The organism is Sinorhizobium meliloti (genome assembly GCF_017876815.1).
Classification (GTDB): Bacteria; Pseudomonadota; Alphaproteobacteria; order Rhizobiales; family Rhizobiaceae; genus Sinorhizobium; species Sinorhizobium meliloti.
Window position 1 is genome coordinate 675,134 of record NZ_JAGIOS010000001.1, and the last position, 24,954, is coordinate 700,087.

Annotated in this window: 17 protein-coding genes; 6 read left to right on the forward strand and 11 right to left on the reverse strand. The window is 63.1% G+C overall.

What is annotated here, in order from left to right; genetic code table 11:
- The 3 genes from JOH52_RS03335 to JOH52_RS03345 all read right to left on the reverse strand — a co-directional run bounded on the left by JOH52_RS03335 (position 1) and on the right by JOH52_RS03345 (position 2,142).
- A complete protein-coding gene (locus JOH52_RS03335) occupies positions 1 to 1,446 on the reverse strand; it encodes a TolC family protein (protein WP_014528941.1) in 1,446 nt (481 codons plus the stop codon).
- Positions 1,443 to 1,670: a hypothetical protein gene (locus tag JOH52_RS03340; protein ID WP_013843958.1), complete on the reverse strand. Its 228-nt coding sequence runs from the start codon at positions 1,668 to 1,670 to the stop codon at positions 1,443 to 1,445. The genes JOH52_RS03335 and JOH52_RS03340 overlap by 4 nt, the downstream gene beginning before the upstream one ends.
- A 94-nt stretch (positions 1,671 to 1,764) precedes the next feature.
- Positions 1,765 to 2,142 (reverse strand): hypothetical protein, encoded by a 378-nt coding sequence (locus JOH52_RS03345; protein ID WP_014528940.1) that lies wholly within the window; start codon positions 2,140 to 2,142, stop codon positions 1,765 to 1,767.
- Between the two features lie 336 nt (positions 2,143 to 2,478).
- Here JOH52_RS03345 and JOH52_RS03350 point away from each other — a divergent pair, with 336 nt between their 5' ends.
- Entirely contained in the window at positions 2,479 to 2,625 is a 147-nt protein-coding gene (locus JOH52_RS03350; protein ID WP_015007151.1) for a hypothetical protein, read from the forward strand.
- Positions 2,626 to 2,671: 46 nt separating this feature from the next.
- Here JOH52_RS03350 and JOH52_RS03355 read toward each other — a convergent pair whose 3' ends face one another.
- The 4 genes from JOH52_RS03355 to JOH52_RS03370 all read right to left on the reverse strand — a co-directional run bounded on the left by JOH52_RS03355 (position 2,672) and on the right by JOH52_RS03370 (position 6,572).
- Positions 2,672 to 2,884, reverse strand: coding sequence for a hypothetical protein (locus JOH52_RS03355; protein WP_004435886.1), 213 nt, complete (start codon positions 2,882 to 2,884; stop codon positions 2,672 to 2,674).
- A 135-nt stretch (positions 2,885 to 3,019) separates the two neighbouring features.
- Positions 3,020 to 4,324, reverse strand: coding sequence for a nicotinate phosphoribosyltransferase (gene pncB / locus JOH52_RS03360; protein ID WP_014528939.1), 1,305 nt, complete (start codon positions 4,322 to 4,324; stop codon positions 3,020 to 3,022).
- A 115-nt stretch (positions 4,325 to 4,439) separates the two neighbouring features.
- Positions 4,440 to 5,039 (reverse strand): bifunctional nicotinamidase/pyrazinamidase, encoded by a 600-nt coding sequence (gene pncA, locus JOH52_RS03365; RefSeq protein WP_015241029.1) that lies wholly within the window; start codon positions 5,037 to 5,039, stop codon positions 4,440 to 4,442.
- A gap of 345 nt (positions 5,040 to 5,384) precedes the next feature.
- Positions 5,385 to 6,572 carry a polysaccharide biosynthesis/export family protein gene (locus JOH52_RS03370; RefSeq protein ID WP_013843956.1) on the reverse strand — a complete coding sequence of 396 codons (1,188 nt, stop codon included), beginning with the start codon at positions 6,570 to 6,572 and terminating at the stop codon, positions 5,385 to 5,387.
- A 403-nt stretch (positions 6,573 to 6,975) separates the two neighbouring features.
- Here JOH52_RS03370 and JOH52_RS03375 point away from each other — a divergent pair, with 403 nt between their 5' ends.
- The 5 genes from JOH52_RS03375 to JOH52_RS03395 all read left to right on the forward strand — a co-directional run bounded on the left by JOH52_RS03375 (position 6,976) and on the right by JOH52_RS03395 (position 19,786).
- Entirely contained in the window at positions 6,976 to 14,484 is a 7,509-nt protein-coding gene (locus JOH52_RS03375) for a type I polyketide synthase (protein ID WP_014528936.1), read from the forward strand.
- Positions 14,481 to 15,896, forward strand: a complete 1,416-nt coding sequence (locus JOH52_RS03380; RefSeq protein ID WP_014528935.1) for an aminotransferase class I/II-fold pyridoxal phosphate-dependent enzyme — start codon at positions 14,481 to 14,483, stop codon at positions 15,894 to 15,896. Before JOH52_RS03375 ends, JOH52_RS03380 begins: the two co-directional genes overlap by 4 nt.
- 39 nt (positions 15,897 to 15,935) lie before the next feature.
- Positions 15,936 to 16,739, forward strand: a complete 804-nt coding sequence (locus JOH52_RS03385; RefSeq protein ID WP_010968672.1) for an SDR family oxidoreductase — start codon at positions 15,936 to 15,938, stop codon at positions 16,737 to 16,739.
- A gap of 81 nt (positions 16,740 to 16,820) precedes the next feature.
- On the forward strand, positions 16,821 to 18,437 hold the full coding sequence (locus JOH52_RS03390) for an LTA synthase family protein (protein ID WP_010968671.1): 1,617 nt from the start codon (positions 16,821 to 16,823) through the stop codon (positions 18,435 to 18,437).
- A gap of 23 nt (positions 18,438 to 18,460) precedes the next feature.
- Complete coding sequence (locus JOH52_RS03395; protein ID WP_014528934.1) at positions 18,461 to 19,786, forward strand: capsule biosynthesis protein; 1,326 nt, start codon at positions 18,461 to 18,463, stop codon at positions 19,784 to 19,786.
- Here the strand turns inward: JOH52_RS03395 and JOH52_RS03400 are convergent.
- The 4 genes from JOH52_RS03400 to secD form a co-directional block, all read right to left on the reverse strand.
- On the reverse strand, positions 19,756 to 20,769 hold the full coding sequence (locus JOH52_RS03400; protein ID WP_010968669.1) for a KpsF/GutQ family sugar-phosphate isomerase: 1,014 nt from the start codon (positions 20,767 to 20,769) through the stop codon (positions 19,756 to 19,758). The two genes, JOH52_RS03395 and JOH52_RS03400, sit on opposite strands and share 31 nt — an antisense overlap.
- Positions 20,770 to 20,952: 183 nt before the next feature.
- Complete coding sequence (locus JOH52_RS03405; RefSeq protein WP_010968668.1) at positions 20,953 to 21,408, reverse strand: RrF2 family transcriptional regulator; 456 nt, start codon at positions 21,406 to 21,408, stop codon at positions 20,953 to 20,955.
- A gap of 236 nt (positions 21,409 to 21,644) precedes the next feature.
- Entirely contained in the window at positions 21,645 to 21,863 is a 219-nt protein-coding gene (locus JOH52_RS03410; protein ID WP_004435856.1) for a hypothetical protein, read from the reverse strand.
- A 548-nt stretch (positions 21,864 to 22,411) separates the two neighbouring features.
- Entirely contained in the window at positions 22,412 to 24,946 is a 2,535-nt protein-coding gene (gene secD, locus JOH52_RS03415) for a protein translocase subunit SecD (protein WP_014528933.1), read from the reverse strand.
- Between the last annotated feature and the right edge of the window lie 8 nt (positions 24,947 to 24,954).

Genomic DNA, 24,954 nt, shown 5'->3' on the forward strand with positions numbered 1-24,954 from the left:
TCAGTTGCCGCTTTCGGCGGCCGCTGCGACCTCAGTTTCGCCGGAGGCTCCGCCGCCGTAAATCGCCGGAGCCAGATCCGCCTCGGCCAGCCAGAAGTCGCGCTTGGCGTTGATCGCGAGCAGGATCGAATTGACCTTTTCGCGGCTGTCGGCGAGCAGTTCGAAGGTGCTGGTGATCATCCCGTTATAGGTGAGGAGGGACTGCTCCTCGATCTTGGTGCGCAGCGGCACGACGCTGTTGCGGTAGTGCCGGGCGATGTCGTAGTTGGCGCGGTAGGCCTGATAGGCCGAGCGTGCTTCCGAGCGGACATTGACGGCCTTCTCGGCGAGAAGGTTCGCCGCCCGCATATAGGCGAGCTCGGCCTTGCGCATGCGCGCCTTGCCGCTGTCGAAGATGGGAATGGCGAATTCGAGATCGACCCGGCCGGTCGTCTCCGACGAAATGTCGCCGTCCTCCTTTGCCCGCTCGGTCTCGAAGCCGGCGAGGAGGTTGAGGTCGGTGACGTAACGGGTGGCCTCGGTCAGATTGTAGGATCTGGCCGTCGCCTCCAGGTCGAGCTTCGCCATCTGGAGATCGACACGGCGCCGCAGGGCTTCCGCCTCGATCTGGTCGCGCTTCATCAGGCCCTTCGGCAGGGAAGCCAGCCGGTTCGGCACCTGGAATTTGACGTCCGAACCCCAGAGGCCCAACAGCCGCGTCAGTTCCTCCTTGGCCAGACGCGCCTCGAGCCGCGCCTTGGCCCCTTCTCCCGCCAGTTCGGCGTAGAAGACATGCTCGCGGGCCTGCGACCCCTTCGTCATGGCCCCGCTCTCGCCGAGCTTTTCGGCAAGCTCGGACGCCGCGTCGGCCGCCGCCTGCGCCTGGTTGAGCTGGCCCACCGTTTCCCAAGCCGCTACGGCATTGATCCAGGCACGCCGCGTCTCGGAAGCAAGCTGCAACGTGCGCGAAGCGGCATCCAGCTGCGCCTTCCGGAACTCGGTGTCGGCGAGCGCGATATTCCTGTCGCGGGTGACGAGCGCGAGAATGTTGGAGACGATCGCGCCCTCGACCGTCCGGAACGCCGTAAGTCCAGGCGTGCCGATTCCCGTAAGCCCGACACCGACGGTCGGGTTGACGAGCATTGTCGCCTGCCAGACGTCGGCCGCCGACTCGCCGAGATCGGCATAGGCCGCCTGCAGCCCCTTGTTGTTGAGCAGCGCGACCTGGACCGCCGTCTCGACGTCGATGGTCTTCTTCGCCATCAGCGCCTTCACCCGCTCGGAGACGGAGCGGGCCTGTTCCTGGTTCTGCACCCATACGGTCTGCTTGCCGGCGGCTTCGGCCGTTGTCGCCGCGACCAGGGAAAACCCGGCATTCTTAACCGCGTACTCGCCAGCGGTAACGCAGCCGCCGAGTACCAGCGGCAGTGCGAGCGTCGCCGCCAGCTTCATCCTGGCTTTCATCATGATGCGCCTCCTTTCGGAGCCTGCGCATCATTCTGGTCGCGCCATGGTTTGGGATCGACGGCCCTGCGGTCCGTATAGCCCGCGACAGGACTCGTATAGGCAACGGGGCGCACGTCGGCATCGTTGGCCGGGAGCTCCCCCGAAGCGATCACATCGGGAGGCAGAGTGGCGGCGCAACCGCTCGCAAGAAGCGGCAGGACGGCCACGAAAAACAGATGTTTCATGGATTTATCCGAATAGGAGATTGCGGCAGCGCTCGAGAGCAAGGCTTGCTCGCGAACACGCGTTCGACCCGTCAATCGGACGGGTGCATCCTATTCAGGCGCTTGGGGGCCGGTGCAGCAGCGGCATTTCGCCCGTCGTCCGGGCGTCGTCGACGAATTCCCGGACGGGGGATACGCGGGGTCCGCCAATAGCGTCGGTCGCCGCGAGAATCGCCATGCCGGCACAGAAGTCTTTGCAGCATTGCTGCTTCGCCGGCTTTTGGTCGCCTTCGGCAGAGGAGTCTTGATCGCCGTGCGAATGCACGCCGCTCGCCGTATCGTGATGGTCGCTCGACTGCGCGATTTCAGATTTAGACCAGCCGCTGTGCATGGCTGCGGAGGAACTCGGCAATGCGTATACCGCCAGTGACACGAAAATCACCAGGCGGAACAGAATCAACAGCTTTTGCGTCGTGATTCGCAGCATGCCCATGCTCAATGCCTATCATCGGGCTCAAAATTGTCAATCTTCAGCTCACATCGACACGCAAGGCGCATCGACGTGTGGCGCGACTACAACGGGCGAACTTCGCCGCTGCAACCCGATTTCGAGTTCTAGGGCTTACAACGATGGCAAGGTCAATCGGAAAATATCGGGGACGAGAAAAAAGTCGAAAGTCTCAGGTGCCGTGGCATGCCCGCCACGGTCAGGAAATTGTTAACCATATTCTCCGTTCCTCGGGGAACAGCCCGGCCGGCGCCACAGGAATAACTCTATTCCGCGCTCTTTCGAACGCGGAAGCAAAACAACAGGTCGGAGAAGATGGACATGATCAAATCGGGTCTCGGCGTCACCGTCGCGGTTCTCGCCCTGTCCATCACAGTCAGCGGCATCCTGCATTTTGCGCTGTCCAGCTACCGCCCGGCGGCGAATGCCGCCGTGTCGCACGAAATCACCTCATCGATACCACGATGAAAGAGGCCGCCTTGTCAGGCGCACAAAGATCGCCCGAGAATATGCGTCAGGAAACGCGGCGACGCTGTTCCGGGCCGAAATCTCCCAGCTGAGCCAGAAGTTCGTCGCAGGAGCACTTCTTCGTGTCCATCAAGTCGAGAATGCGCTTGGCGGCCCTGTTGGCCTCCACACCATCCCTGCCGACATTGTGCAGAGCGCACCAGATATCGAGCGCTCCGCGCATGACGTCCACGTCATCCGGAGAATAGGCCTGACGCACGAACCCCTCCCAAGGTGTACCTCAACGACCTCATCATGGGGCAATCGGGGGGAAATTCAAGGAAATAGTGGGGTACCGCAATAAGTCATATGATTGAGGGATTCGAAGCCGCAGCCGCCGGTTTCTTTTCTCTCGTCACACCCGTACGGATTGCTCCACGAAATCCTCGCTGCCGAAAAATTTCAGATAGCGCTCGACCTCGGCTGGATCCCCCGTCGCCTTGCGCGGGTTGTCCGAGAGCTTGACGGCCGGACGGCCATTTGCCTCGCTGACCTTGCATACGATGGAGATCGGGTTGAGGCCGTTGATTTCGGTCGGGGCGCAGCCGGCGAAATCATTCGTCAGGTTCGTTCCCCAGCCGAAGCTCATGCGCACGCGCCCTCCGAAATGGCAGTAGGTCCTGATGATCGTGTCGACGTCGAGGCCGTCGGAGAAGATCAGAAGCTTCTCCCGCGGGTCTCGGCCCATCTTCTTCCACCAGGCGATGATCTTCTCGCCTCCCTCGATGGGCGGGGCACTGTCCGGCCGGAAGCCGGTCCAGTCCGCCACCCAGTCGGGTGCATCCCTGAGGAACGCGGCCGTCCCGAACGCGTCCGGGAGCACGATCAGGAGGTTGCCGCCATAGAGCTGGTTCCAGTCCTGCAGAACCTTGTAGGGCGCGGCCGCAAGCTCGCGGTCGTTGCGGGCAAGCGCCGCAGCCACCATCGGCAGCTCGTGCGCATTGGTGCCGACCGCCTCCAGATCATTGTCCATTGCCAGCAGCACGTTGCTCGAGCCTGTGAAGGACGAGCCGATGCCTTCCTTGAGCGCCTCGACGCACCAGCGCTGCCATAGGAAGCTGTGCCGCCGGCGCGTACCGAAGTCGGAAATGCGCAGGTTCGGATGCTCCCGCAACTGCTCGACCTTCGACCACATCTTGGCCTTGGCGCGGGCATAGAGGACGTCCAGCGTGAATGGGCCGAGCCCTTTCATCGCCGCGCGCGAGCGCAACTCGTTGATGATCGCGAGCGCAGGGATTTCCCACATCGTCGTCTCGGCCCAGCGGCCACGAAAGGTCAGTTCGAATTGGCCGTCACGACGCGACAGCTCGTATTCCGGAAGGCGGAATCTTGCGAGCCAGGCGAGAAATTCCGGCGAAAAGATCTGCGTGCGGCCATAGAAGCTGTTACCCGCAAGCCATATCATTTCTTTCTTGGTAAAGCGCAGGCCTCGCGCGTGGTCGAGCTGGTCGCGCAGTTCCTGTTCGTCGATCTCGTCGGCAAGGCGCACCGTCTTCGTGCGGTTGATCAGCGAAAAGGTCGCGTCCACGTCCGGATAGAGCTGCCAGATCATCTGCAGCATCAAAAGCTTGTAGAAATCCGTATCGAGCAGGCTGCGGACGATCGGATCGAGCTTCCAGGTATGGTTATAGACCCGTCGCGCGATATCGGTCTTTGGCATGCAATACGCTCCTCTTGGACCGTCATGACCCGCTCTGAAGCGAGGCGATCGTGGTCGATATCCTAAGTCCGAGCGGGGATGCGGCCGACGCCGCACTTCCCCGTCCCGGGGGCGACTAGATCAGCCGGACGCCGGCATCGCGCATGCGCAGGGTCATGGCCGCAAGCGAGCCGTTCAGATCGATGCCACGGCAGGCGCCGAGCACCACCGACGTCGAAAAACCCTTGGCGACCGCATCGAGTGCCGAGAAGGCAACGCAGAAATCGGTAGCCAGGCCGCAAAGCGTCACGCTTTTTATGCCGCGCTCGCGCAGGTAACCGGCAAGCCCGGTCGGGGTCCGGTGGTCGTTTTCGAAAAAGGCGGAATAACTGTCGATCTCGCGACGGAAGCCCTTGCGTATGACGAGCTCCGCCGAGGTCCATCGCAGGGACGGATGAAAATCGGCACCGGCGCTCCCCTGGACGCAATGCTCGGGCCAGAGCGTCTGCTCTCCGTAAGGCATCGCCACGGTCTGAAACGGAGCCTTGCCCGGATGCGTCGAGGCGAAACTGGAATGGCCGGCCGGGTGCCAGTCCTGCGTCAGGACGACATGCGGCGACGCGTCGATGAGGCGATTGACGGCGGGCACGATTTCATCGCCGCCCTCGACCGCGAGAGCGCCGCCGGGGCAGAAGTCGTTCTGCATATCGATAACGATCAGGGCTTCGTCAGCCATTGCCTCTCGCAAATCCGGCCGAGCCGCATCGGCCATCAACAAATCGATCCCGATCACGATGATTCAGGTCGGATCGACCTAAGTCATGAACGTGATCGATTCTAATAAGTTAGAGCGGGATGCGGGCGGAAAACCGCATACGCTTTTCCTCATCCCGCTCTAAACCAGATCAATCATAGAACGCGCGCGGCGGCAAGCATGTTCGACGCTCGCGACGTGAATCCCGGCGAACCTGCGAAGCTTATAAAGGTGATTGATTATAAGACGTTAATGCATGCCGGCCGAAAGCATTCAGCCGGCAGCCGCGTCGACACCGCCCACGCCTGGTGTCGGCCCACTCCAACGTCAGTTGTTGAAATCGTTGAGATTGTCGGCGACGTTCACGCCGGAATTCACGATACCGATCGGCCGTGCGACGAAATCGAGGAATTTCGTGATGTCGACAGAGGGATGGCGCGAGGCGTAGATGACGTCGCGATTCTTGACCGGGAAGGTCTGACCGACGATGAGGCTGTCCGGTTTCGTCATGTCGAACCGGTAGACGACCGGGTAGCGCCCGACGCGGTCGGCCTTCATGCCCTTGCTCAGCAGCTTGTGAAAACGCTCCTGCCCGAGCAGGCTCATGACGATATCCGGCTCCTCGTAGCGGAACACGAAGTAACCTTTGGCATCCACCGTCCGGTCCGAGCCGCCGCCGGCGAGCGCCACGGCCTCGAGCAGGTTGAGATCGTTGGCGCCGAACTCGACGCGCTGATTTGCCCGCACCTGGCCGAGCACCGTGAAGGTGCGCGGATCGCGCGTCACGAATATCTGGTCGCCCGGCTTTACGTGAATGTTTTCCGAGGGGCTCTCGATGATCGACTTCAGCAGGACCGTGCCGGTCTTCTTGCCGCGCACCAGCGTCACATAGGTCTCGTAGGGCTGCGCCGATGGCCCGCCCGCCTTCGCGATGACCTCGTTGATCGTCTCGCTGACGAGATTGAGAGGCACGACAGAAGGACGGCCGACGGCACCGGACACCGTGACGATGCGCGACGCCGTCGACGTCGACGTCACGATCACGTCCGGCTCGACGGCCTTCTGTTTCAACGCATCGAGGATCGCCTGGCGCGCCTGCTCGAGCGTCAGGCCGGCAAAACGGACCGATCCGACATAAGGGATTGCCGCCTTGCCATCGGGCTGGACGACGAGATCGATGCTCGTCTGCTTCGATTCAGTTGTGGAAAACAGCCCGTCGCTGCCCGCCTCGAAGATCGTGACCTTCAGCTGGTCGCCAATGCCGATGACCACCTGACCGACGCCGCCGCCGATGCCGAAGCGGCGGCTGAGGGTTGTGGAAACATATTCGGAGACGAGCCGCGCCGACTGGCCATCGACATCTACAATATCAAATACCGTCGCGTTCCTTCTGCCGATCTCCGAGCCGGACTGGCCGGCATCCGAAACGATATCGGTTGTCAGAGGGCCCTCGCCCGGCACGGCCTGGCATCCCGCAAGCGCGGTACAAAGCAGAAGGGCAGTCACTCGTTTCACTACGACACTCCGTGTTCGGCACAGCAATGATTCCATACAGATATCTGCGCCGCATTTTCCCGGCAGGGAATCCGCCGGTCTCTGAAAAGCACAAAGGCCGTCCCACAACAAGCCACCTCGCCGCGACAGCCGGCAAAATAATCGAGACTGCGCTCTTCCGGCCATACCGCCTCGATATTGGTTACGAACCGTCGCCGTAATTGTATTGGATGGATCGCAGGAGACGTATATCTAGCCCTTCGGGGTTGAAAGCTAGGCACTATGAGTTAAAAGCTCACTAATACAGCGCAGGGGATAAAACCGGGGATACCCGCAGAGCAGGAATGTCGCCGATTGCAATTTACGTTAGACCTTGCAATGGGCTAAGACAATTTTAACGGCAGTTCAGAGCGTTCGATCTTACATGACGGTTGAAATCATAGGGCGTGCATGCCTTGCCCCGGGAGCGAAATCTCCGCAGGCGCTGTTCAAAATCCTTCGTCAGGGCAAGTGCACCGTGACCCGCGTCCCTTCGGACCGCTGGGACCTTGCGCGTTTCTGGCACCCGGTCATGGGCACGCCCGGCAAGACCTATTCGTTTGCCGCCGGCGTTCTCGACCATATCTACGATTTCGATCCCGCCGTTTTCGGGATGTCGCAGCGCGAGGCCATGTATATGGACCCGCAGCAGCGGGTTCTGTTGCAGCTCGCCTGGCGAGCGCTCGAGGACGCCAATATTTCCGTGGCGTCGCTGCACGGTGAAAATGTCGGCGTCTATGTCGGCGCCTCCAGCCTCGACCACGCCAATCTGACGGTCGACGATCCGGCTGCCGCCGGGCCCTACTTCATGACGGGCAATACGCTGTCGATCGTCTCCAACCGTATTTCCCACGTCTTCGGCCTGAGCGGCCCGAGCATGACCGTCGACACGGCCTGTTCCTCTTCGCTCGTGGCCCTCGATCAGGCGATGCGGGCGCTGAACGCCGGAGAGATCGACACGGCCATCGTCGGCGGCGTCAATATCCTCGCCCACCCGCTTCCCTTCGTCGGCTTCGCCCAGGCGCGCATGCTCTCGCCCGAAGGGCTCTGCCGCGCCTATGACAATGACGGCGCCGGCTATGTTCGCGCCGAGGGCGGCGTCGTCTTCGTCCTGCGCCGCACCGACCGGGCGCAACGCGAGCGCGACCGGAGCTATGCCCGGATCGTCGCCTCCGGCGTCAATTCGGCCGGGCGCACCAACGGCATCTCGCTGCCCTCGCGCGAGGCGCAGGCCAATCTGCTGAGGATGATCTACGAAGGCAACGGCATCGACGCCAACCAGGTCGCCTTCGTAGAAGGCCATGGTACCGGCACGAAGGTCGGCGACCCGGCGGAGGTATGGTCCATAGGCACGGTGATCGGCGCGAAGCGCCGGGCCCCGGTGCCGATCGGCTCGATAAAGTCCAATATCGGCCATACCGAGCCGGCCTCCGGCCTGTTCGGGATGATGAAGGCGGTTCTGGCTCTGGAGAACAATTATCTGCCGGCCTCGCTGCATTTCGAGACGCCGAACGAGCAGATCGACTTCGACGGCCTCAATGTCCGTGTGACCGCCAATCCGATCGAGCTTCTGAAGGGCAAGCGGGCGCGGCTCGCCGGCATTAATTCCTTCGGCTTCGGCGGCGCCAACGCCCATGTCGTCATCAGCGATCCGGATCCGGCACAGGCGGAAAAGGCTGCGACCTCGCCGGCGGGCCACGTGTTTCTGGCAAGCGCCCATACCGCGTCGAGCCTCGAAAACCTGCTCAGAGACTATAAGGCCGCCTTTGCGGGCGCGACGAAGGAAGAGACGCGCGCGATCGTCGCCGCCTCCGGCGCCAATCGGACGCATATGCGCCATCGGTTCGCGGCACGCAGCGATCATCCCGAAGATATCATCCGGGCGATTGCCAACCACCTGGAAAAGCCCGGCTCCGATATCGGGGAGACGGGCGAAGCGGCCGCGAAAGAAGCAAAGGTCGCCTTCGTCTTCTCCGGCAACGGCTCGCAATGGGCCGGCATGGGTGTCGAGGCCTTCCGCGAGAATCTGCACTTCCGTCAGTCGTTCACTTCGGTCAGCGCCCTTTTCAGGTTCCATTCGGATATCGTCCTCACCGATCTCCTGACCGACCCCGGACTCGACAGGAAGCTCGCGGATACGAAGGTGGCCCAGCCGCTGCTTTTCGCGATACAGGCCGCGCTCTCCGACTCGCTCGTGGCCATGGGCATCAAGCCGACCGCCGTCTTCGGTCATTCGGTCGGCGAAATCGCTGCGGCTTATGCAGCGGGGGCGCTGTCGCTCGTCGACGCCGTGTCGATCGTCGCCAAACGATCGCTGCACCAGGACCTTCTGGCCGGCCAGGGCACGATGGCGGCCGTTATGCTGGGCGAGGAGGCAGCCAAGGCCTTCGCGGCGGAGCGCGGTCTCGACGATGTCTGCGTCGCAGCAATCAACGCTCACAATTCGGTGACGATTTCCGGCCCGGCGAACGAGATCTCGGCGTTCCGCGACGCTGCGCGCAAGGTGAAAATCCCGGTTCAGATCCTCGACATCAATTATCCGTTCCACCATCCGATCATCGACCGGGCGAAAGAGGCGTTCCTCTCCGACATCCCTGATATCGCCCCCCGACGGACGGAGCTGGCCTATCTGTCGACCGTCACGGGTGCCGCGCTCGACGGGACTGCTCTCGATCCCGACTACTGGTGGAAGAACGTTCGCGAGCCCGTGCGTTTCCAGGCCGCAGCCGAGGCCGCGCTCGATCTCGGCTGCATGCTGTTCATCGAGATCTCGCCGCGTCCGATCCTTGGCTCCTACGTCAAGGAGACGATCAAGCAGGCGGCAGTGCCGGCTTCGGTGGTGGCGACATTGCTGCGCGACGCCGGCGCGAACGGCCACGATCCGATCTCCGCGTCGATGGCGCGCGCAGTCGCCCACGGTGCCGCCGTCGACCGGTCGCGTGTCTATGGCAAGCGGGACGCATTCATCGAACTCCCCGCGCTGCCCTTCGAGCCGGTGGAACTGCGGCCGGCGGCCACGACCGATGCGACGGATCTCTTCGGACGTTCCGCAAAGCCCTATCGGCTCAACGGCTGGCGCGGCGACCCCAATGCGGGAAGCTGGAAAAACCACGTCGACGCGCATCTCTTCCCTGATCTCGCCGAACACGTGGTCGACGGCAAGGCGATCCTCCCGGGCAGCGGTTTCATCGAAATCGCCGTTTCCGCCGCCCAGCAATATCACGGCAGCGACGAGGTCGAGATCACCAATCTGGAGATCGTCCGCCCGCTCGAACTGAGCGACAGCCGCATCATGGAACTCTCGACCATCCTGTCGCCGGAGACCGGCGACATCGAGATCCGGTCGCGCGAACGTCTCTCGGAAGACGATTGGACGGTGCATGCCGTCGCGCGAAGCCGCAAGCCCTTGCCGACGACGAGCAACGACTGTCCGTCCACCAAAGGCTTGGCGAAGACGGCGACCGTGACGGCGGCCAAGGCCTATGAAACGGCGAAGCAGTTCGGGCTGGACTACGGCCCGCAATTCCAGCTTCTCTCCAAAGCCGTGGCCTATGGCGACCGGCTCATCGACGTCGAGTTGAAGCACCCCCAGGCATCGGGGCACCCCCACGTCACCTACGCCCTTCATCCGATCTCGGTCGACGCGACCTTCCACGGCCTGGTCGCACTCTTCGACCGCTTCACCGGCGACAAGGGCGGCGCCCCCTATATTCCTGTCCGTTTCGGCTCCGTGCGCGTCGTCAATGCCGGCCGGCCGATCGCCCGCGCAACGATCGAGATCGAGCGGGTCAGCGCCAACTCGATCAAGGCACGGTTCCATTTCTTCGACGAGACCGGCGTCGCGATCGCACACTTCGAGGATTGCCGCTTCCGCCGTACCTATCTGCGCAAGCACAAGACGCTTGAAGGCCTTTCCTTCCACTATGAGGCAGTTCTGTCGGACGTGGTCATGCCCGGCACGAAAGTTGCGACGGCCATGCCTGCGACGCTGGCCGAGCCGATCGATGACAATGGCGTCGACAACGCGACCCTGCTCTTCAACGCCGCCATCTACCGCGCCTGCCAGGAAATTGCCCTGAAGCTCGGCAGGGGGACCGCCACAGTGCGAGGCGACGCGCTGCCCGGGGACTTCGCGTTCCAGTGCTTCCTGACGAGCTGCCTGCTGACGCTCGAGGATGCCGGCCTTTGCGAGCACCAGAACGGCAACTGGAAGGTCGCACGGGAGTTCTCGCTTCCGACCGTTCCGGAGATCCTTGGCGAGCTCTATGGCGACCGCCCCGATCGTGCGGTGGAAGCGGTGCTCGTCAACAACGCCTATGCGGAAGCACTCAGCCGTCTCGACGCGCTGCTTGGGCCGGTGCGTGCAGGCGACGACGCGGCTTCGTTCAATGCCGGTTTCATCAGCGAAGCGACGCTCGACCATCAGGCCGTGCATTCCGTGGCGAGCCGGTCCCGGATGGACCAGGTGCTTCATACGGTCGAACACGTTCTCGCTGCGCAGCCGGCAGGCGCCCGCCTGCGTCTCATCGAACTCGGCAGCGTCTCCGCCGGCTTCAGCCGCCGGCTGGCCGATCTGGCAGCGCGCAATGGTGCAGCACTTTCCATTTTCGAGCCGCGCGACAATGCACAACGGAATCTGGAAATCGCCTTCGAGGAGGATGCGCATGTGCGCGTTCTGAAGAAGAGCGAATTCGCCGATATCGGCCCGTTCGACCTCGCCGTAAGTGCTTCGGACAATCTCTACCAGCTGATCGAAGAGGAGAGCGGCGTCCGCACGGCCCTTCGCTCCATGCCCCCCGGAAGCGGGCTCGTCGCGGCCGTCAGCGCGCCGTCGATCTTCGCCGATTTCGCCTTGGGTCTCTCGGGCGGATGGTTCGAGCGCAGCCAGACGGCAGAATTCCCGATCGGCAGGATCGCGGCCGTACCCCATTGGCAGAAGTGTCTCGCAGATCTCGACCTCGGCGACGTGGTCGTGACGGATCGCGAATGCCCGCATGGGAACACCATCCTGATCGAGGCCCGGGGCACAGCGGCGGCGGGCGCAGGCGCCGAGCCGGGCGAAATCGCGACACCATATCTGCTGATCGAGACTGCCACTGCCCAGAAACCGGTCGCAGCCGGTGGAAGGAGTGCCGCTCCCGTCCGTGTGACAGGCGACCTTGCCGCAGACATGGCGACGCTCCGCGCAGCCCTCGAAGCCATGGGCGACAGACCGTTGCGCGCGGTTTTCATGTCCGAGGCGGAGCGCGCCGCCGGCGACGGTTCGACCCTGCTGCAGACGCGTGTATTGGCGCTCAGCGCCTTTGCCGAGGCATTGAAACAGCATCTCGCCGGCGTCGAGCCGGAGGGCGACGACCGGCCGCGCCTAGTGCTCGTGGCCCCGGGCGGCGCTCCCTTGTCAGCCTCGGCAAGCTCCGGGCTGAATTCCGGATTGTGGGCCTTCGCCCGCGTCCTTCAGAACGAATATGAGTTTATCGACGTCCACACGCTCGATCTTGCCGGTGATGCCGACATCGGCCGCAAGGATATGCTTGCCGCAGCGCTTCCCCTGCTGAGGGTTTCGGGACAGAACCGGGAATGGCTGCTCGACCGGAAGACGGGCCTGCTGTCGGAGCTTCGGGCCGTACCCGGCGCAACGAACAAGGCTGACGGGAAAACCAACGCCTTCGCGGCCGCGACCATTCGCCAGCGCGTCAGCTCGCAGGTTGCAAGCATCGCCTGGGAAGAGGCGAGCGTACCGGAGCCGGGCCCCAACGAGGTCGTCGTCGCCGTCGCGGCAACCGGCTTGAATTTCCGCGACGTGATGTGGGCCATGGGCCTGTTGCCGGAAGAGGCGTTGGAAGACGGCTTCGCCGGGGCAACCATCGGCATGGAACTGTCCGGCCACGTGGTCGCGGTCGGCGAAGAGATCGACGATCTCGCGGTCGGCGATGCGGTGATGGCGATCGCCTCCGCCGCCTTCTCGACCCATGCGGTCGTCGCGCGCGCCGGCATCGCCAAGCTGCCGCGAGCGTTGAGCCCGGTGGCCGCGGCCACATTGCCGGTCGCCTTCCTTACCGCCTACTACGCCATTGTCGAGCTCGGCCGCATTCAGGCTGGAGAGACGATTTTGATCCACGGTGCTGCCGGCGGCGTCGGCCTTGCCGCGCTCCAGGTCGCAAAGCTCAAGGGCGCCAAGGTCATCGCCACGGCGGGAACGCGCGAAAAGCGGCGCTTCCTGACGATGCTCGGCGCCGATCATGTCTTCGATTCGCGTTCGCTCGGCTTCGTCGAGGATGTCCGTTCGGTCACCGGCGGGGAAGGCGTCGACCTCGTGCTCAATTCGCTTTTCGCCGAAGCGATGGAGCAGAGCCTCTCGCTGGTGAAACCCTTTGGCCGGTTCCTGGAACTCGGCAAGCGCGACTATTACGCCGACAGCAAGATCGGGCTCAGGCCGTTCCGCCGCAATGTCAGCTATTTCGGCATCGACGCCGATCAGTTGCTGGTGAATGCGCCGGATCTGACCAGGCGCATCTTCATGGAGATCGGAGCGCTCTTCGAGGAAGGCAAGCTCACGCCGCTTCCCTATCGCGCCTTCGATTACGATGAAATCGGCAATGCCTTCCGGCTGATGCAGAATGCCGGGCATATCGGCAAGATCGTGGTGCTGCCGCCCGTTGCCGGCAGGCACGAGGTGACGGCGAAGGCTGTGAGGGGCATGAAGGTCGACCCGGACGGCGTCCATCTCGTCGTCGGCGGCATCGGTGGCTTCGGCCTCGTCGCCGCCAACTGGCTCGTCGAGAAAGGCGCACGCCGTATTGCGCTTTGCTCCCGCCGAGGCCAGCCGGATGCGGAGACGCGCGCGATGATCGAGCGCTGGCAGAATGGCGGCGTTGCGGCTTCGGTCCATGCTTGCGACATCACGGATGCCGCGGCCGTGGAGACGCTTCTGGCGACGCTTCGTTCGGAAGCACCGCTTCGCTCCGTCGTTCACGCGGCGATGGTGCTCGACGATGCGCTGATCGGCAATCTGAGCCGCGAACGCAACCGGCCGGTCATCGACACGAAAGCCAAGGGCGCGGCAATTCTCGATCGCCTTACCCGTGGTGACAGGCTCGACAACTTCATCCTGTTCTCCTCGGCCACGACGCTGGTCGGCAACCCCGGCCAGGCGAACTATGTCGCCGCCAACGGCTATCTCGAAGGCCTTGCCCGTGCACGGCGCCAGGAGGGCCTGGCAGGGCTCGCCATCGGCTTCGGCGCGATTGCCGATGCCGGCTACCTGACGCAGAACGCCGATGTCAACGACCTGCTCGCCAAGCGCATCGGCAAAACGGCGCTGAAGGCCCAGGTGGCGCTCGACATGGTGGAAAACCACGTCGCCGCGGATCCGGGCACGGTCGACGCGGCCGTCGTGATGATTTCGGAGATCGACTGGACGGCTGCGCGGAACCTGCCGGTCGCCCGCAACGCGCTCTTCGAGGTGATCCTGCGCAGCGCCGATCAGCATGCCGCAGGCGCCGAGGGCACGACGATGGATCTCGTCGCCATGATCGAAGGCAAATCGCCGCAGGAGGCCGAGGACATCCTCTTCGATCTAGTGGCCGGCGAGATCGCTGCCATCCTTCGCGTCTCGAAGGATACGGTCACTCGCGGAAAGATATTGAAGGAGATCGGCCTCGACAGCCTCATGGCCGTTGAACTCGGCATGAGTTTCCAGCAGAACACCGGCTTCGACATGCCTTTGAGCGGCGTCGCGGACAATACCACGGTCGGCGACATCGCGCGCAAGCTCCATGAAAAGGTAAGCAAGCGTGACCAGGGCAACGAGAACGAGGCCGGTGACGACAAGCTTGTAACAGAACTCACGCAGCGTCATGTCGGAGCGGACAAGGAAAAAGCACTGAGTCAATGAGCAACGACGGAAACGGCCAGACCTTCCCGAAAATGAACAGCAGTCTCAAGGAGAGCCTGTTGGACAGGATGCGGAACACGCATCAATCGTCCGAGCGCAACCGGATGGCGCGCTCGGAGCGGGAGTTGCCGCCGGCTCCGCGTCGCCAGCAGGCGCGTTTCGAGGATCTACCCGAGTATAAGCAGGTCCTTACGCAGAAGATCGCCAGCGAGCAGCTCGGCATCGCCAACCCGTTCTACCGGCCGCATCAGACGGCAGCCGGTGCGACGACGATGATCGATGGCCGCAAGCTGATCAACTTCGCCTCCTATGACTATCTCGGGCTCAACCGGCATGCTCACGTCCTCGAGCGGGCGCGCGAGACGATCGCCGGCTTCGGGATTTCCGCGTCGGCGAGCCGCCTCGTTGCCGGCGAACGGCCGCAGCATGTGGAGCTGGAAGAAAAGATCGCGCAATTCTGCGGCGTTGATGCCGCCGTCTGTTTCGTAAGCGGCTACCTGACGAATGTCGCCGCGATCAGCTGCCTGATGGGGCCGAAGGACCTCGTCATCCACGACGAGTTCATCCACAACAGCGCGCTCGCCGGGATCAAGCTTTCAGGCGCGACACGCCGCTTCTTCAAGCACAACGAGACCGCGGATCTCGAGCATGTCCTGCGCACCGTCGCCGGTGACTACCGGCGCATCCTGGTGATCGTCGAGGGCATCTACTCGATGGACGGCGACGTCGCCAATCTGCCGGCGCTTCTGAAGCTCAGGGCCGAATACGGTTTCTGGCTGATGGTCGACGAGGCGCATTCGCTCGGGGTCCTCGGCCGGCACGGCAGGGGCCTCGCCGAACATTTCGGGGCCGATCCGCACGAAGTCGACATCTGGATGGGAACATTGTCGAAGACGACGTCGAGCTGCGGCGGCTACATAGCAGGAAGCGCCGCCCTGGCGGCCGTGCTGAAGGCATCTGCCGGCGGCTTCGTCTATAGCGTCGGCCTCGCGCCCGTGCTTGCCGCATCCGCGGTCGCCAGCCTCGACATCCTGGCAAGCGAACCGGAACGCACGGCGGCGGTGAGACGCAACGGCAGCCTGTTCCTGAAGCTTGCCAAGGAGGCCGGCCTCGATACCGGGCTGAGCGGCGGCTTTTCGGTCGTGCCTGTCATCGTCGGGGATTCGCTGCGCGCCGTCCAGCTTTCGAACGACCTGCTCGCCGCCGGCGTCAACGTCCTGCCGATCATCCACCCGGCGGTGCCGGAAGGACAGGCGCGCTTGCGCTTCTTCATCACCTGCGACCACACCGAGGAACAGATCCGCCGCACCGTCACATTGACGGCCGAACGCCTGAAGGATCTCACCGACCGCAATTTCGGCCTCGGCGGCGTCGATATCGAGAAGATGCTGAGTGCGCTCTCGGCGCGCTGACCACCAGCCGCCGCAGGCGGGCCGCCAACGGGTTCGTCCATGACACATGTGATCATCACCGGCGGCTCGAGCGGAATTGGCCTTGCGGTCGCCTCGATCTACGCGGCCCGCGGAGCGCGGCTCTCTCTTGTCGCACGCTCGCGCGATCTTCTGGAGAAGGCAGCACAGAATCTGGTAGCCGAACACGGTCTCGAGGCTGGAGCTGTCCGTGTGGAGGCCGCCGATGTCTCCAAAGGAGAGGAGATCGAGGCCGCGGTCTTCCGCTGTGTGGATGCGTTCGGACCCTGCGACGTTCTCGTGACCTCGGCAGGCGTCGTCGAACCGGCGCCATTCGAGGCGATGCAGGGCGCGGCCTTCCACCGGCAGATGGAAACGAACTTTTCGGGCACGGTGCATGCCGTGCGCGCAGTTTATCCGGACATGAAGAACAGGCGCCGCGGCCATATTCTGATGGTTTCTTCGGGTGCCGGCCTGATCGGCATCTACGGATATACCGCCTACTGCGCCTCGAAGTTCGCGCTTAACGGCTTCGCCCAGGCGCTGCGCAGCGAAGCGCGCGCCCACAATGTCGGCATTTCGATCTGCTTTCCACCCGATACGGAGACGCCGCAATTCAAGAGGGAGCTTGCCGCCCGGCCAGTGGAGGCAAGCGTAATCATGGGAACCGTCCGCCCATGGACGGCCGAGGCGGTCGCGCGAAAGATCGTCAAGGGCATCGACCGGCGGCGCTTCGAGATTTATTTTGGCGCGGTCTTGTATCTTCTCGGCCGCTTCGGGCCGGCGGTCAGGCCTTTCCTCAATTGGTGGTTCGACCGGGCAATCGCGCGCAACAGTGGACTGTGACGGCGGCGCCCGCGGCCATGCTTGTGCCAGCCAATATTAGGCTTTAAGTGTCGGGAGAAGCCTTCTGCCGAGGCGGCGACGGTGAAATGGCTCAAAGGTATCGGCTTGGCGCTCATTCCCTTCAACCTGCATGACTACCCGATAGCCTTGACCCTCGGGTGCTACCTGCTGTCCTGCGCGGTGATCTTCTATACGGACCGGTTCGCCCTTCCGGCGCGCGAACGCAGGAAGAACGCACCGAAATACGGGCGCAATCGGGACAGGATCGACCGTCTCGCCCGGCTGCCGGTCATCGCGCTCGTCTTTGCCGGCTTCTTCGCGATCTCGTGGCGGCCCCTCTATGCCGCCGCCGGCACGATGAGTTTCTTCATCATTTTCACCGGCATTTCCCGCGCGAAATTCAAGTTCATCCGTGAGCCGCTGGTCTTTTCCGATATTGCCCTGGTCGCGGATGTCTTCAAGTACAAGACGATCTTCTATGCGAGCTCGCTGAACATCGTCTTCTGGATCGTCGCTTTCCTTTATGTGTTCGGGGTATCGGCACTTTACATGTATTTCGAGCCGACGATCCTGCCCGAAAGAAGCAGGCTCTTCTGGGTTCTGGTGATGGTGGGGATCGCCGCCGGACCCTGGGGACTGTTGTTTTACGGGCCCGTGAACCGCCCGACGGCCGCTCTCGTGCAGAGGCTGGTGAAGGCGATCAACGTCAAGATGAACACGGTGCGTTTCGGTACCTTCGCTTCCGTCGTCTTCCATTTCATCATCTGGCTCGGCGTCAAGCGCGACAAGATCGTCGCCGAATTGTCGGAAATACTGCGCGCCGCGGTGCACGACCTCATCGGCCACGAGGAGGCCCCGCTGATCATCGTATGGCAGTCGGAGTCCTTCATCGACATGCGGCATTTCGGTGTCGATTCGATCAAGCTTCCGACGGTCGACCGGTTGCGCAAGCAGGCGGTGCAATGGGGGCGCTTGAGCAATGTCTTCGAGGGCGGCTACACGCTGCGCACCGAATTTGCCGTCCTGAGCGGCCTTGTGCCCGACGACATCCATGTCGATGCCAGCTACCCTTATCTCCGTGCCGCGCACTATGCCGATATCGTCTGGCCCGGAAAGCTCAAGCGCGCCGGCTGGCGCACGCATTTCATTCATCCCTATGACCGGACGTTCTTTCTGCGGCACAAGGCGATGCCCCTGCTCGGCTTCGAGAAGCTTACCATGCTCGATGCCTTCGACCATAAACCGGAGCGGGACGGGCTTTATGTCTCCGACGCCACGCTGGCAGCCCGCGTGCTCGCCGAAGTCGAGAAGCTGCCGGAAGAGGAGAGCGGCTTTTTCTTCGTCGCCTCGATGGCAAATCACGGCCCCTGGGAACCGGGGCGCGTCGGTACGCTCACCAATCCCGTCGATATCTACCTGGCCATCCTCGAGCAGTCTGACGCTGCGTTGAAGCAGCTGATCGACGGCCTCAACAAGCTCGACCGGCCGGTCTGGTTCGTCTTTTACGGCGACCACGCGCCCCTTCTGAAATCTTTCGCGGATCCCTTCCCGGATCCCCGCACGGATTATTTCATCGTGCCGCTCGCCAAGGCGCGCGCTGCGGCCCACAGCCCGAAGCGGGCGAAGGACGAGGATCCTTGGAACCTGCTCGGCTCCATGCTGAAGCACGCCAATCTGCACAAGGACGCGCTGCAATAGCAGCGTCTTCCGGAATCCGCCCGATGACAGCAGATACGACCATAGATCCCGCGGCGCCAAGAACCTTCCTGTTCTTGCAGGGACCGGCGTCGCCGGTCTTCGCCAAGGTCGCCGGGCATCTCGAAGTGCTGGGTCATTGCTGTCTGCGCATCAACCTCAATCCCGGCGACCAGATATTCTGGCGGCGCCGGGGCGGCCATAACTACCGTGGCTCGTTGGCGCGGTGGCCGGCCTATGTGGAGGCCTTCATCCGCCGCCACGCCGTCACCGACCTCGTCCTGCTCGGCGAAGAGCGCCCCTATCACCGGATCGCCACAGCTGCCGCGCGAAAAGCCGGCGTCCGAGTCTTTGTGGTCGAAATGGGTTATCTCAGGCCGGACTGGTTGACGCTCGAGCGCGGCGGCATGTCGTCCAATTCGCACTTTCCGGTCGATCCCGCGCAAATCCTGCGAGCGGCAACGGGATTGCCCGAGCCCGACTGGCAACGGCGCTACCGGCAGAGCTTTCTTGCGGAGGCGGCATACGACCTCCTCTACAACCTGCCGAACGTGTTTTTCTGCTTCCTCTTTCCCGGCTACCGCCGGCACGGCATCTTTCATCCGCTCGCCGAATATGCCGGGTGGATCCGGCGGCTGGCGGCCGGCAAAGGCGAGCAGCGGCGCGCGGATGCGTTGATCCGCTCGCTTTCGGCGAAAAATGCGCCGTACTTCGTCTATCCGCTTCAACTTGAAACGGACTATCAATTGCGTGCGCATTCACCCTTCGGCAGCCAGCGGGAAGCGATCGACGGCATCCTTGCCTCTTTCGCGCGCCGTGCGCCGGCAGGAACCAGACTCGCCGTCAAGGTGCACCCGCTCGACAACAGCCTGATCTCCTGGCGCAGGATCGTCGCGGACAAGGCCGCCTCACTCGGTGTCGGCGACAGGGTCCTCTATCTCGACGGCGGCAATCTCGATTCGCTCACGGAGCACAGTTGCGGAATGGTAACGGTCAACTCGACCGCCGGACTGCATGCTCTGAAGCAGGGCAAGCCCGTGAAGGTCCTGGGAAAGGCCGTCTTCGACATTGCCGGTCTCACCGACCAGCAGCCGCTCGACGCGTTCTGGACGGCGCCCGAGGCCCCGGATCCGGTGCTGAGCGGGGCAATGTTCAGGCTGATGGCCGCTTCGATCCAGGTGCGCGGGAACTTCTATTCCCGTGCGGGTACGGATGCCGGCGCCAAGGCGATCGCCGAGCGGCTGCACCGCAACGACGTCAATGAACCGGGCGCCTTCGTCGACCCGCCACCCCGGCAAAAGCCGGTGAGACTCAGCGAAGATCAGGCGACGCCGGCGCGCAGCAGATCGTGAATGTGCAGGATGCCGACCGGGGCGCCGGCCTCGTCGACGAGGAACAGCACGGTGACCTTGTGGTCCTGCATGAATTCCATGGCGGCGCTGGCAAGGACGTCACCCTTGATCACCCGCGGGTTGCGCGACATCACCTCCTGGACCGGTTGCGCCAAGAGGTCGCCCGCCATGTGACGGCGCAGGTCGCCGTCGGTGATGACGCCGATCAGCTTGCCGCTTTCATCTGTTATGCCGACGACGCCGAAGCCCTTGGCCGACATTTCGATGACCGCCTCGCTCATCGGACGGCCGACGGAGAGTAACGGCATCTGTCCGGTGCCATGCGCCAGCTCCTGAACCAGCCGCAGCTGCGCGCCCAGCTTGCCGCCCGGATGGAAGGTCTTGAAATCCTCGGCCGAGAAGCCGCGCCGCTCCAGGAGCGCGATCGCCAGAGCATCGCCGACGGCAAGCTGCAGCATGGCCGAGGTCGTCGGCGCCAGGCCGTGCGGACAGGCCTCCGGCACCTTCGGCAGCACGAGCGCGATCTCGGAATTGCGTGCGAGCGTGCTCTCGCGGTTGGAGCAGATCGAGACGATCGGCACCTTGAAGCGCTTGGCGTAGGTCAGCATGTTGGCGAGTTCCGCCGTTTCGCCCGACCAGGAGAGCAGCACCAGCGCATCCTGAGCGGTGATCATGCCGAGGTCGCCGTGGCTTGCCTCGGTCGGATGGACGAAATGGGCCGAGGTGCCGGTCGATGCGAGGGTGGCTGCAATCTTGCGGCCGATATGCCCGCTCTTGCCGACCCCGGAAACGACGACGCGGCCGTCGCCGTCGCCCATCAGTTCGACCGCATCGACGAGGGCGCCCGCGAAGGCCTGGTCACTGGTCAGATGGTCTGCAAGGGCCTTGATGCCGTTCGTCGCCGTCGTCAGCGTCCTGCCGATCGACTCCAGCACGGTGCCACCGGCATGCGCATCCGCCGTCGCGTGTCTCACACCCATCATCGACCCCCTTTAGGGCACCTCCGGGAAAACTGCGTCACGGTTTTCCGCCGGAAGTGCGTAGCCAAAAAACGGCCTCGTCAGCGGGCCGCAGCAAGATAGACGCCAGATAGGCTCTTTTCATGGACAAACCAAGCCTTTCGGCGGCCATTTATACCAAACCGGCGACGTTTCGAACCGTCATGCTCAGCCGACGCGCTTTTCGACTGAGGTCTCCGGAGGAAGGACCCCGCCGGCGGCGAATTCGGCGAGCGTCATCGAATCGAGGATGGAGGACATCGCGTCACGCACCGATGTCATCGAGATGCGCACCCGGCAGGTCTCCGGATCGGTGCAGTCGTCGCACATTTCATAGGCCGTGCGGCTGGCGCAGCGTATCGGCGCCAGCGGGCCGTCGAGTGTCCTTATGACATGGCCGATGCGAATCTCGGAGGCCGGTCGCGACAGGGAATAACCACCGCCCGGTCCTTTCTTCGAGCGCAACACGCCGGCGTTGCGCAGTTCCAGGAGTATAGTGTCTAGAAACTTTTTCGGAATGTTGTTGCGCTGTGCGATTTCGGTGATGAAGGCAGTCTGCCCGGGTGGAAGCCGTGCCAGGTCGACCAATGCTTTCAGTCCGTATTTTCCCTTCTTCGTCAGCATTCGAGTCAATTCTCCCCGATCCCGCAGAAACGCCGGATCCGACCTCGGAAACAGTCTTGTCCCGGCATAGCACAAGAATGCGCTGCCAATACACTGATATAGTCGACAACGGAGAAGGATCGGTAACCGAGGATGGAAGAGTGCAGGAGCGCGTCAGGGTTTCAATGTATCACTGACGCGCCCCAGAGAATTTCTTGTCCTGGAAGAGAATTTCTTGGCCTGGAACGGTTCGCACGTCACGCGGCGGCAATGCCGGGCGTCCGATTGGTGAGGTTCCGCCCGCCCTGGGCGGAAAGGAGCCGGCCAATGGCCGCGCGTGCTTCATCGACCGAACGGAAGCGTTGCGCGTCCAGGTCCCAGACGTGATACTTGACGGCCAGGAACTTCAGACGGTCTTGGTCGGGAACGACGACTCCGACGGCTTCACCACCATATTCGATAACTTGCTTGCTCATGTAAATAACGCTCCTCCGCACCCACGGGCGCGGATAATTCAATTCTCGGCAAAGGATGAACTCGGTAAGTTTGAACGGTCACATTCGGCGAAGTTGACGAATGACACCTTTAACCGTTGCACGACAATGGGAACGTGAGCCGCAGAAAGCGGCGGTCGAGAATTCGAACATGTCACTCTCCTTTGGCTGGCCCGGCATAGGACGCCAGGCGCTCATGAACAAATCGAAGCGGACTCCTTCCGCTTCCCACAGTGGCAAACTAAAATAATCTACCAATTTCGTCAACTGCAGAAACGCAAACGCGAAAAATAATTCTCACTACTCGTTTCCGCAGCTGGCGCGTCGGCAAATCCGTTCGCCTGTCCGGGCTATCTCGCTATCTAGGTAGCGCCGAATCGCCGTGCAAGGGACGGGTCGAATATAGGCAGGAATTTCCGACGAAAAAGGGGCAGCCCTCGTAGAGGCTGCCCCTTTGCCGGGATCGACACGGCGGGATCAGGAAAGGCGCGGACGGTTTTCCGCCCGCATCCGTCGACGGCACGAGGCCGTCAGGCTGTCGGCGTTTCCGCCTGCTGCCCGGCGGAACGAGCGGCTTCCCGCTCCTTCCACCAGCGGCTCAGGAACAGGAGGATCGGACCGCCGATATAGATGGACGAGGTCGTCGCGACGATGACGCCGAAGATCATCGGCCAGGCGAAGCTCTGCACCGCCTCGCCGCCCCAGATCGCCATCGGCACAAGGGAAAGCGCCGTTGCAGCCGAGGTGAAGATGCATCGCGCGATCACCTGGTTGATGCTCATGTCGATGAGATCGGAGAACGGCATCGACTTGTACTTGCGCAGGTTTTCGCGCATGCGGTCGTAGACCACCACCTTGTCGTTCACCGAATAGCCGATCATCGTCAGCAGCGCTGCGATCGCCGTCAGGTTGAAGTCGATGCCCGTGAGTGCAAAGAACCCGACGGTCTTGGTGATGTCGAGCAAGAGCACGGCGATCGCGCCGACGGCGAAGTGCCATTCGAAGCGGAACCAGATGTAGAGCAGGATCGCCAACATCGCGAGGGCGACGGCGAGGAAGCCGGATCGCGCCAATTCGCCACTGACCGTCGGACCGACGACCTCGGTCCGCTCCATGCTGGCACCGGGGATGGCGGTCGTCACCGCATCCTTGACCTTGTTCAGTGCCACCGTCTGCGCCTGCTCGCCCCCCGGCTGCCGCTGCACGCGGATCAGCACCGATTGGCCGCCGCCGAAGTCCTGGAGCGCCACCTCGCCGAGATTGAGCTCCTCGAGGCTTTGACGCAGTGTCGGCAGATTGATCTTCTCCTTCGAAACCGCCTCGACCTGAATGCCACCGATGAAATCGATGCCGTAATTGAGACCCGGCGTGAAGAACAGGATCACGGAGCTGATCGACAGGAATGCCGAAAAGCCGATCGCGAGGAAGCGGCCCTTCATGAAGGAGAAGGTGGGCAGCTGCGGCACCTTGCCAAAAAGCGACGGGATTTCCAGCTTCTTCATCTTGCGGCGCACGACGACTTCGCGCATCAGCAGGCGCACGACCGTAACCGATGTGAACATCGAAATGCCGATGCCCAGCATCATGGTGACGGCAAAGCCCTTCACCGGCCCGCTGCCGAACCAGAAGAGAAGCACCGTGCCCGCAAGCGTCGTGACGTTGGAGTCGATGATCGTCGCATAAGCCTTGTTGAAGCCGATATCCAGCGCCTTCATCGCGCCGGCGCCCGCCTCGGTCTCTTCGCGGATACGCGCATTGATCAGGATGTTCGCGTCCACGGCCATGCCGATGCCGAGAATGATACCGGCTATACCGGGCAAGGTCAGCGTCGAACCTATCAGGCCGAGTACGCCGATCGTCATGATCGTGTGCAACACCAGGCCGACATTGGCGATCATGCCCCAGGCCCCGTAGAGGACGACCATGAGGACCACGACGAGGCCGAAACCGGCGAGACCCGTAAAGAGGCCCATGCGAATCGAGTCGCTGCCGAGATTCGGGCCGACAGAGCGCTCTTCGATGATCGTCAGCGGTGCCGGCAGCGCACCGGAGCGCAGGAGTGCGGAAAGAACCGTCGCCTCCTCGACCGTGAAGCTGCCGCTGATCTGGCCGCGGCCACCGAGAATGGGCTCGTTGATGACCGGCGCGGTCAGCACCTTGCCGTCGAGCACGATCGCAAACGGCCGGCCGACGTTTTCGCGGGTGATGTCGGCGAACTGGCGGGCACCGAGCGAGTCGAAGCTGAAATCGACGACCGGCTGGTTGGTGCGCTGATCGAAGCCGACCTTGGCGTCGTCCAGCCGCTCGCCGGAAATGGCGACGCGGCTTTCGACCGGATAGCGGTTGCCGTCATTGGCGCCCGGCAGAATGTCGACCCCACGCGGCGCCGGCTGTGTGACGTCGACGCTCTGATCGAGCATGTGGAAGCTCATCTGTGCCGTCGAACCCAGAAGCTCGCGCAGGCGTGTCGGATCCTGAAGGCCGGGCAGCTGGACCAGAATGCGGTTGGAACCGATGCGCTGGATCAGCGGTTCGGCGACGCCGACCTGGTCGACGCGGTTGCGGATGATTTCCAGGCTCTGCTCGACCGCCTTGGTCATGCGGTCGGCAAGACCCGCCTCGGTCATGGCCAGGGTGATGACATCGCCCGCCGTCGTTACCTCGACCTCAGGAGCCGGGGCGGCGAAACCCACCGTGCTCACGGGCGTCGCCAGTTCCTGCAGCTTCGGCAGAACCTTGTCCCGGTCCTGGGCATCGGGGATGCTTACGGTCACGCTGTTGTCGCTGATGCGAGCCGAGGAGGCGGAGACGCGCTCGCCGCGCAGGACGCGACGGGTATCGTCGAGAAGCGAGTTGAGGCGAGCCTTCTGCAGCCCCGCCCCGTCCACCTCGAGAACGAGGTGCGAACCGCCCCTCAGATCGAGGCCGAGCGTGACCGGCTCGAACGGGAGAACGGAAGCGACCTGCTCCCTCATGGCCGGCGTAAGAACGCTCGGCAGCGCCGCAAGGCATCCGAAGATGATGATCGCGACATAGGCGAGGACCGCCCATCTGGATGTACGCATGTGGGAAT

What these genes read in the sequence shown, in the direction of transcription:
- JOH52_RS03335 (WP_014528941.1), bottom strand. Translation starts at nt 1,446, where the DNA reads ATGATGAAAGCCAGGATGAAGCTGGCGGCGACGCTCGCACTGCCGCTG.
- JOH52_RS03340 (WP_013843958.1), bottom strand. Translation starts at nt 1,670, where the DNA reads ATGAAACATCTGTTTTTCGTGGCCGTCCTGCCGCTTCTTGCGAGCGGT.
- JOH52_RS03345 (WP_014528940.1), bottom strand. Translation starts at nt 2,142, where the DNA reads ATGGGCATGCTGCGAATCACGACGCAAAAGCTGTTGATTCTGTTCCGC.
- JOH52_RS03350 (WP_015007151.1), top strand. Translation starts at nt 2,479, where the DNA reads ATGATCAAATCGGGTCTCGGCGTCACCGTCGCGGTTCTCGCCCTGTCC.
- pncB (WP_014528939.1), bottom strand. Translation starts at nt 4,324, where the DNA reads ATGCCAAAGACCGATATCGCGCGACGGGTCTATAACCATACCTGGAAG.
- pncA (WP_015241029.1), bottom strand. Translation starts at nt 5,039, where the DNA reads ATGGCTGACGAAGCCCTGATCGTTATCGATATGCAGAACGACTTCTGC.
- JOH52_RS03375 (WP_014528936.1), top strand. Translation starts at nt 6,976, where the DNA reads ATGACGGTTGAAATCATAGGGCGTGCATGCCTTGCCCCGGGAGCGAAA.
- JOH52_RS03380 (WP_014528935.1), top strand. Translation starts at nt 14,481, where the DNA reads ATGAGCAACGACGGAAACGGCCAGACCTTCCCGAAAATGAACAGCAGT.
- JOH52_RS03385 (WP_010968672.1), top strand. Translation starts at nt 15,936, where the DNA reads ATGACACATGTGATCATCACCGGCGGCTCGAGCGGAATTGGCCTTGCG.
- JOH52_RS03395 (WP_014528934.1), top strand. Translation starts at nt 18,461, where the DNA reads ATGACAGCAGATACGACCATAGATCCCGCGGCGCCAAGAACCTTCCTG.
- JOH52_RS03400 (WP_010968669.1), bottom strand. Translation starts at nt 20,769, where the DNA reads ATGATGGGTGTGAGACACGCGACGGCGGATGCGCATGCCGGTGGCACC.
- JOH52_RS03405 (WP_010968668.1), bottom strand. Translation starts at nt 21,408, where the DNA reads ATGCTGACGAAGAAGGGAAAATACGGACTGAAAGCATTGGTCGACCTG.
- JOH52_RS03410 (WP_004435856.1), bottom strand. Translation starts at nt 21,863, where the DNA reads ATGAGCAAGCAAGTTATCGAATATGGTGGTGAAGCCGTCGGAGTCGTC.
- secD (WP_014528933.1), bottom strand. Translation starts at nt 24,946, where the DNA reads ATGCGTACATCCAGATGGGCGGTCCTCGCCTATGTCGCGATCATCATC.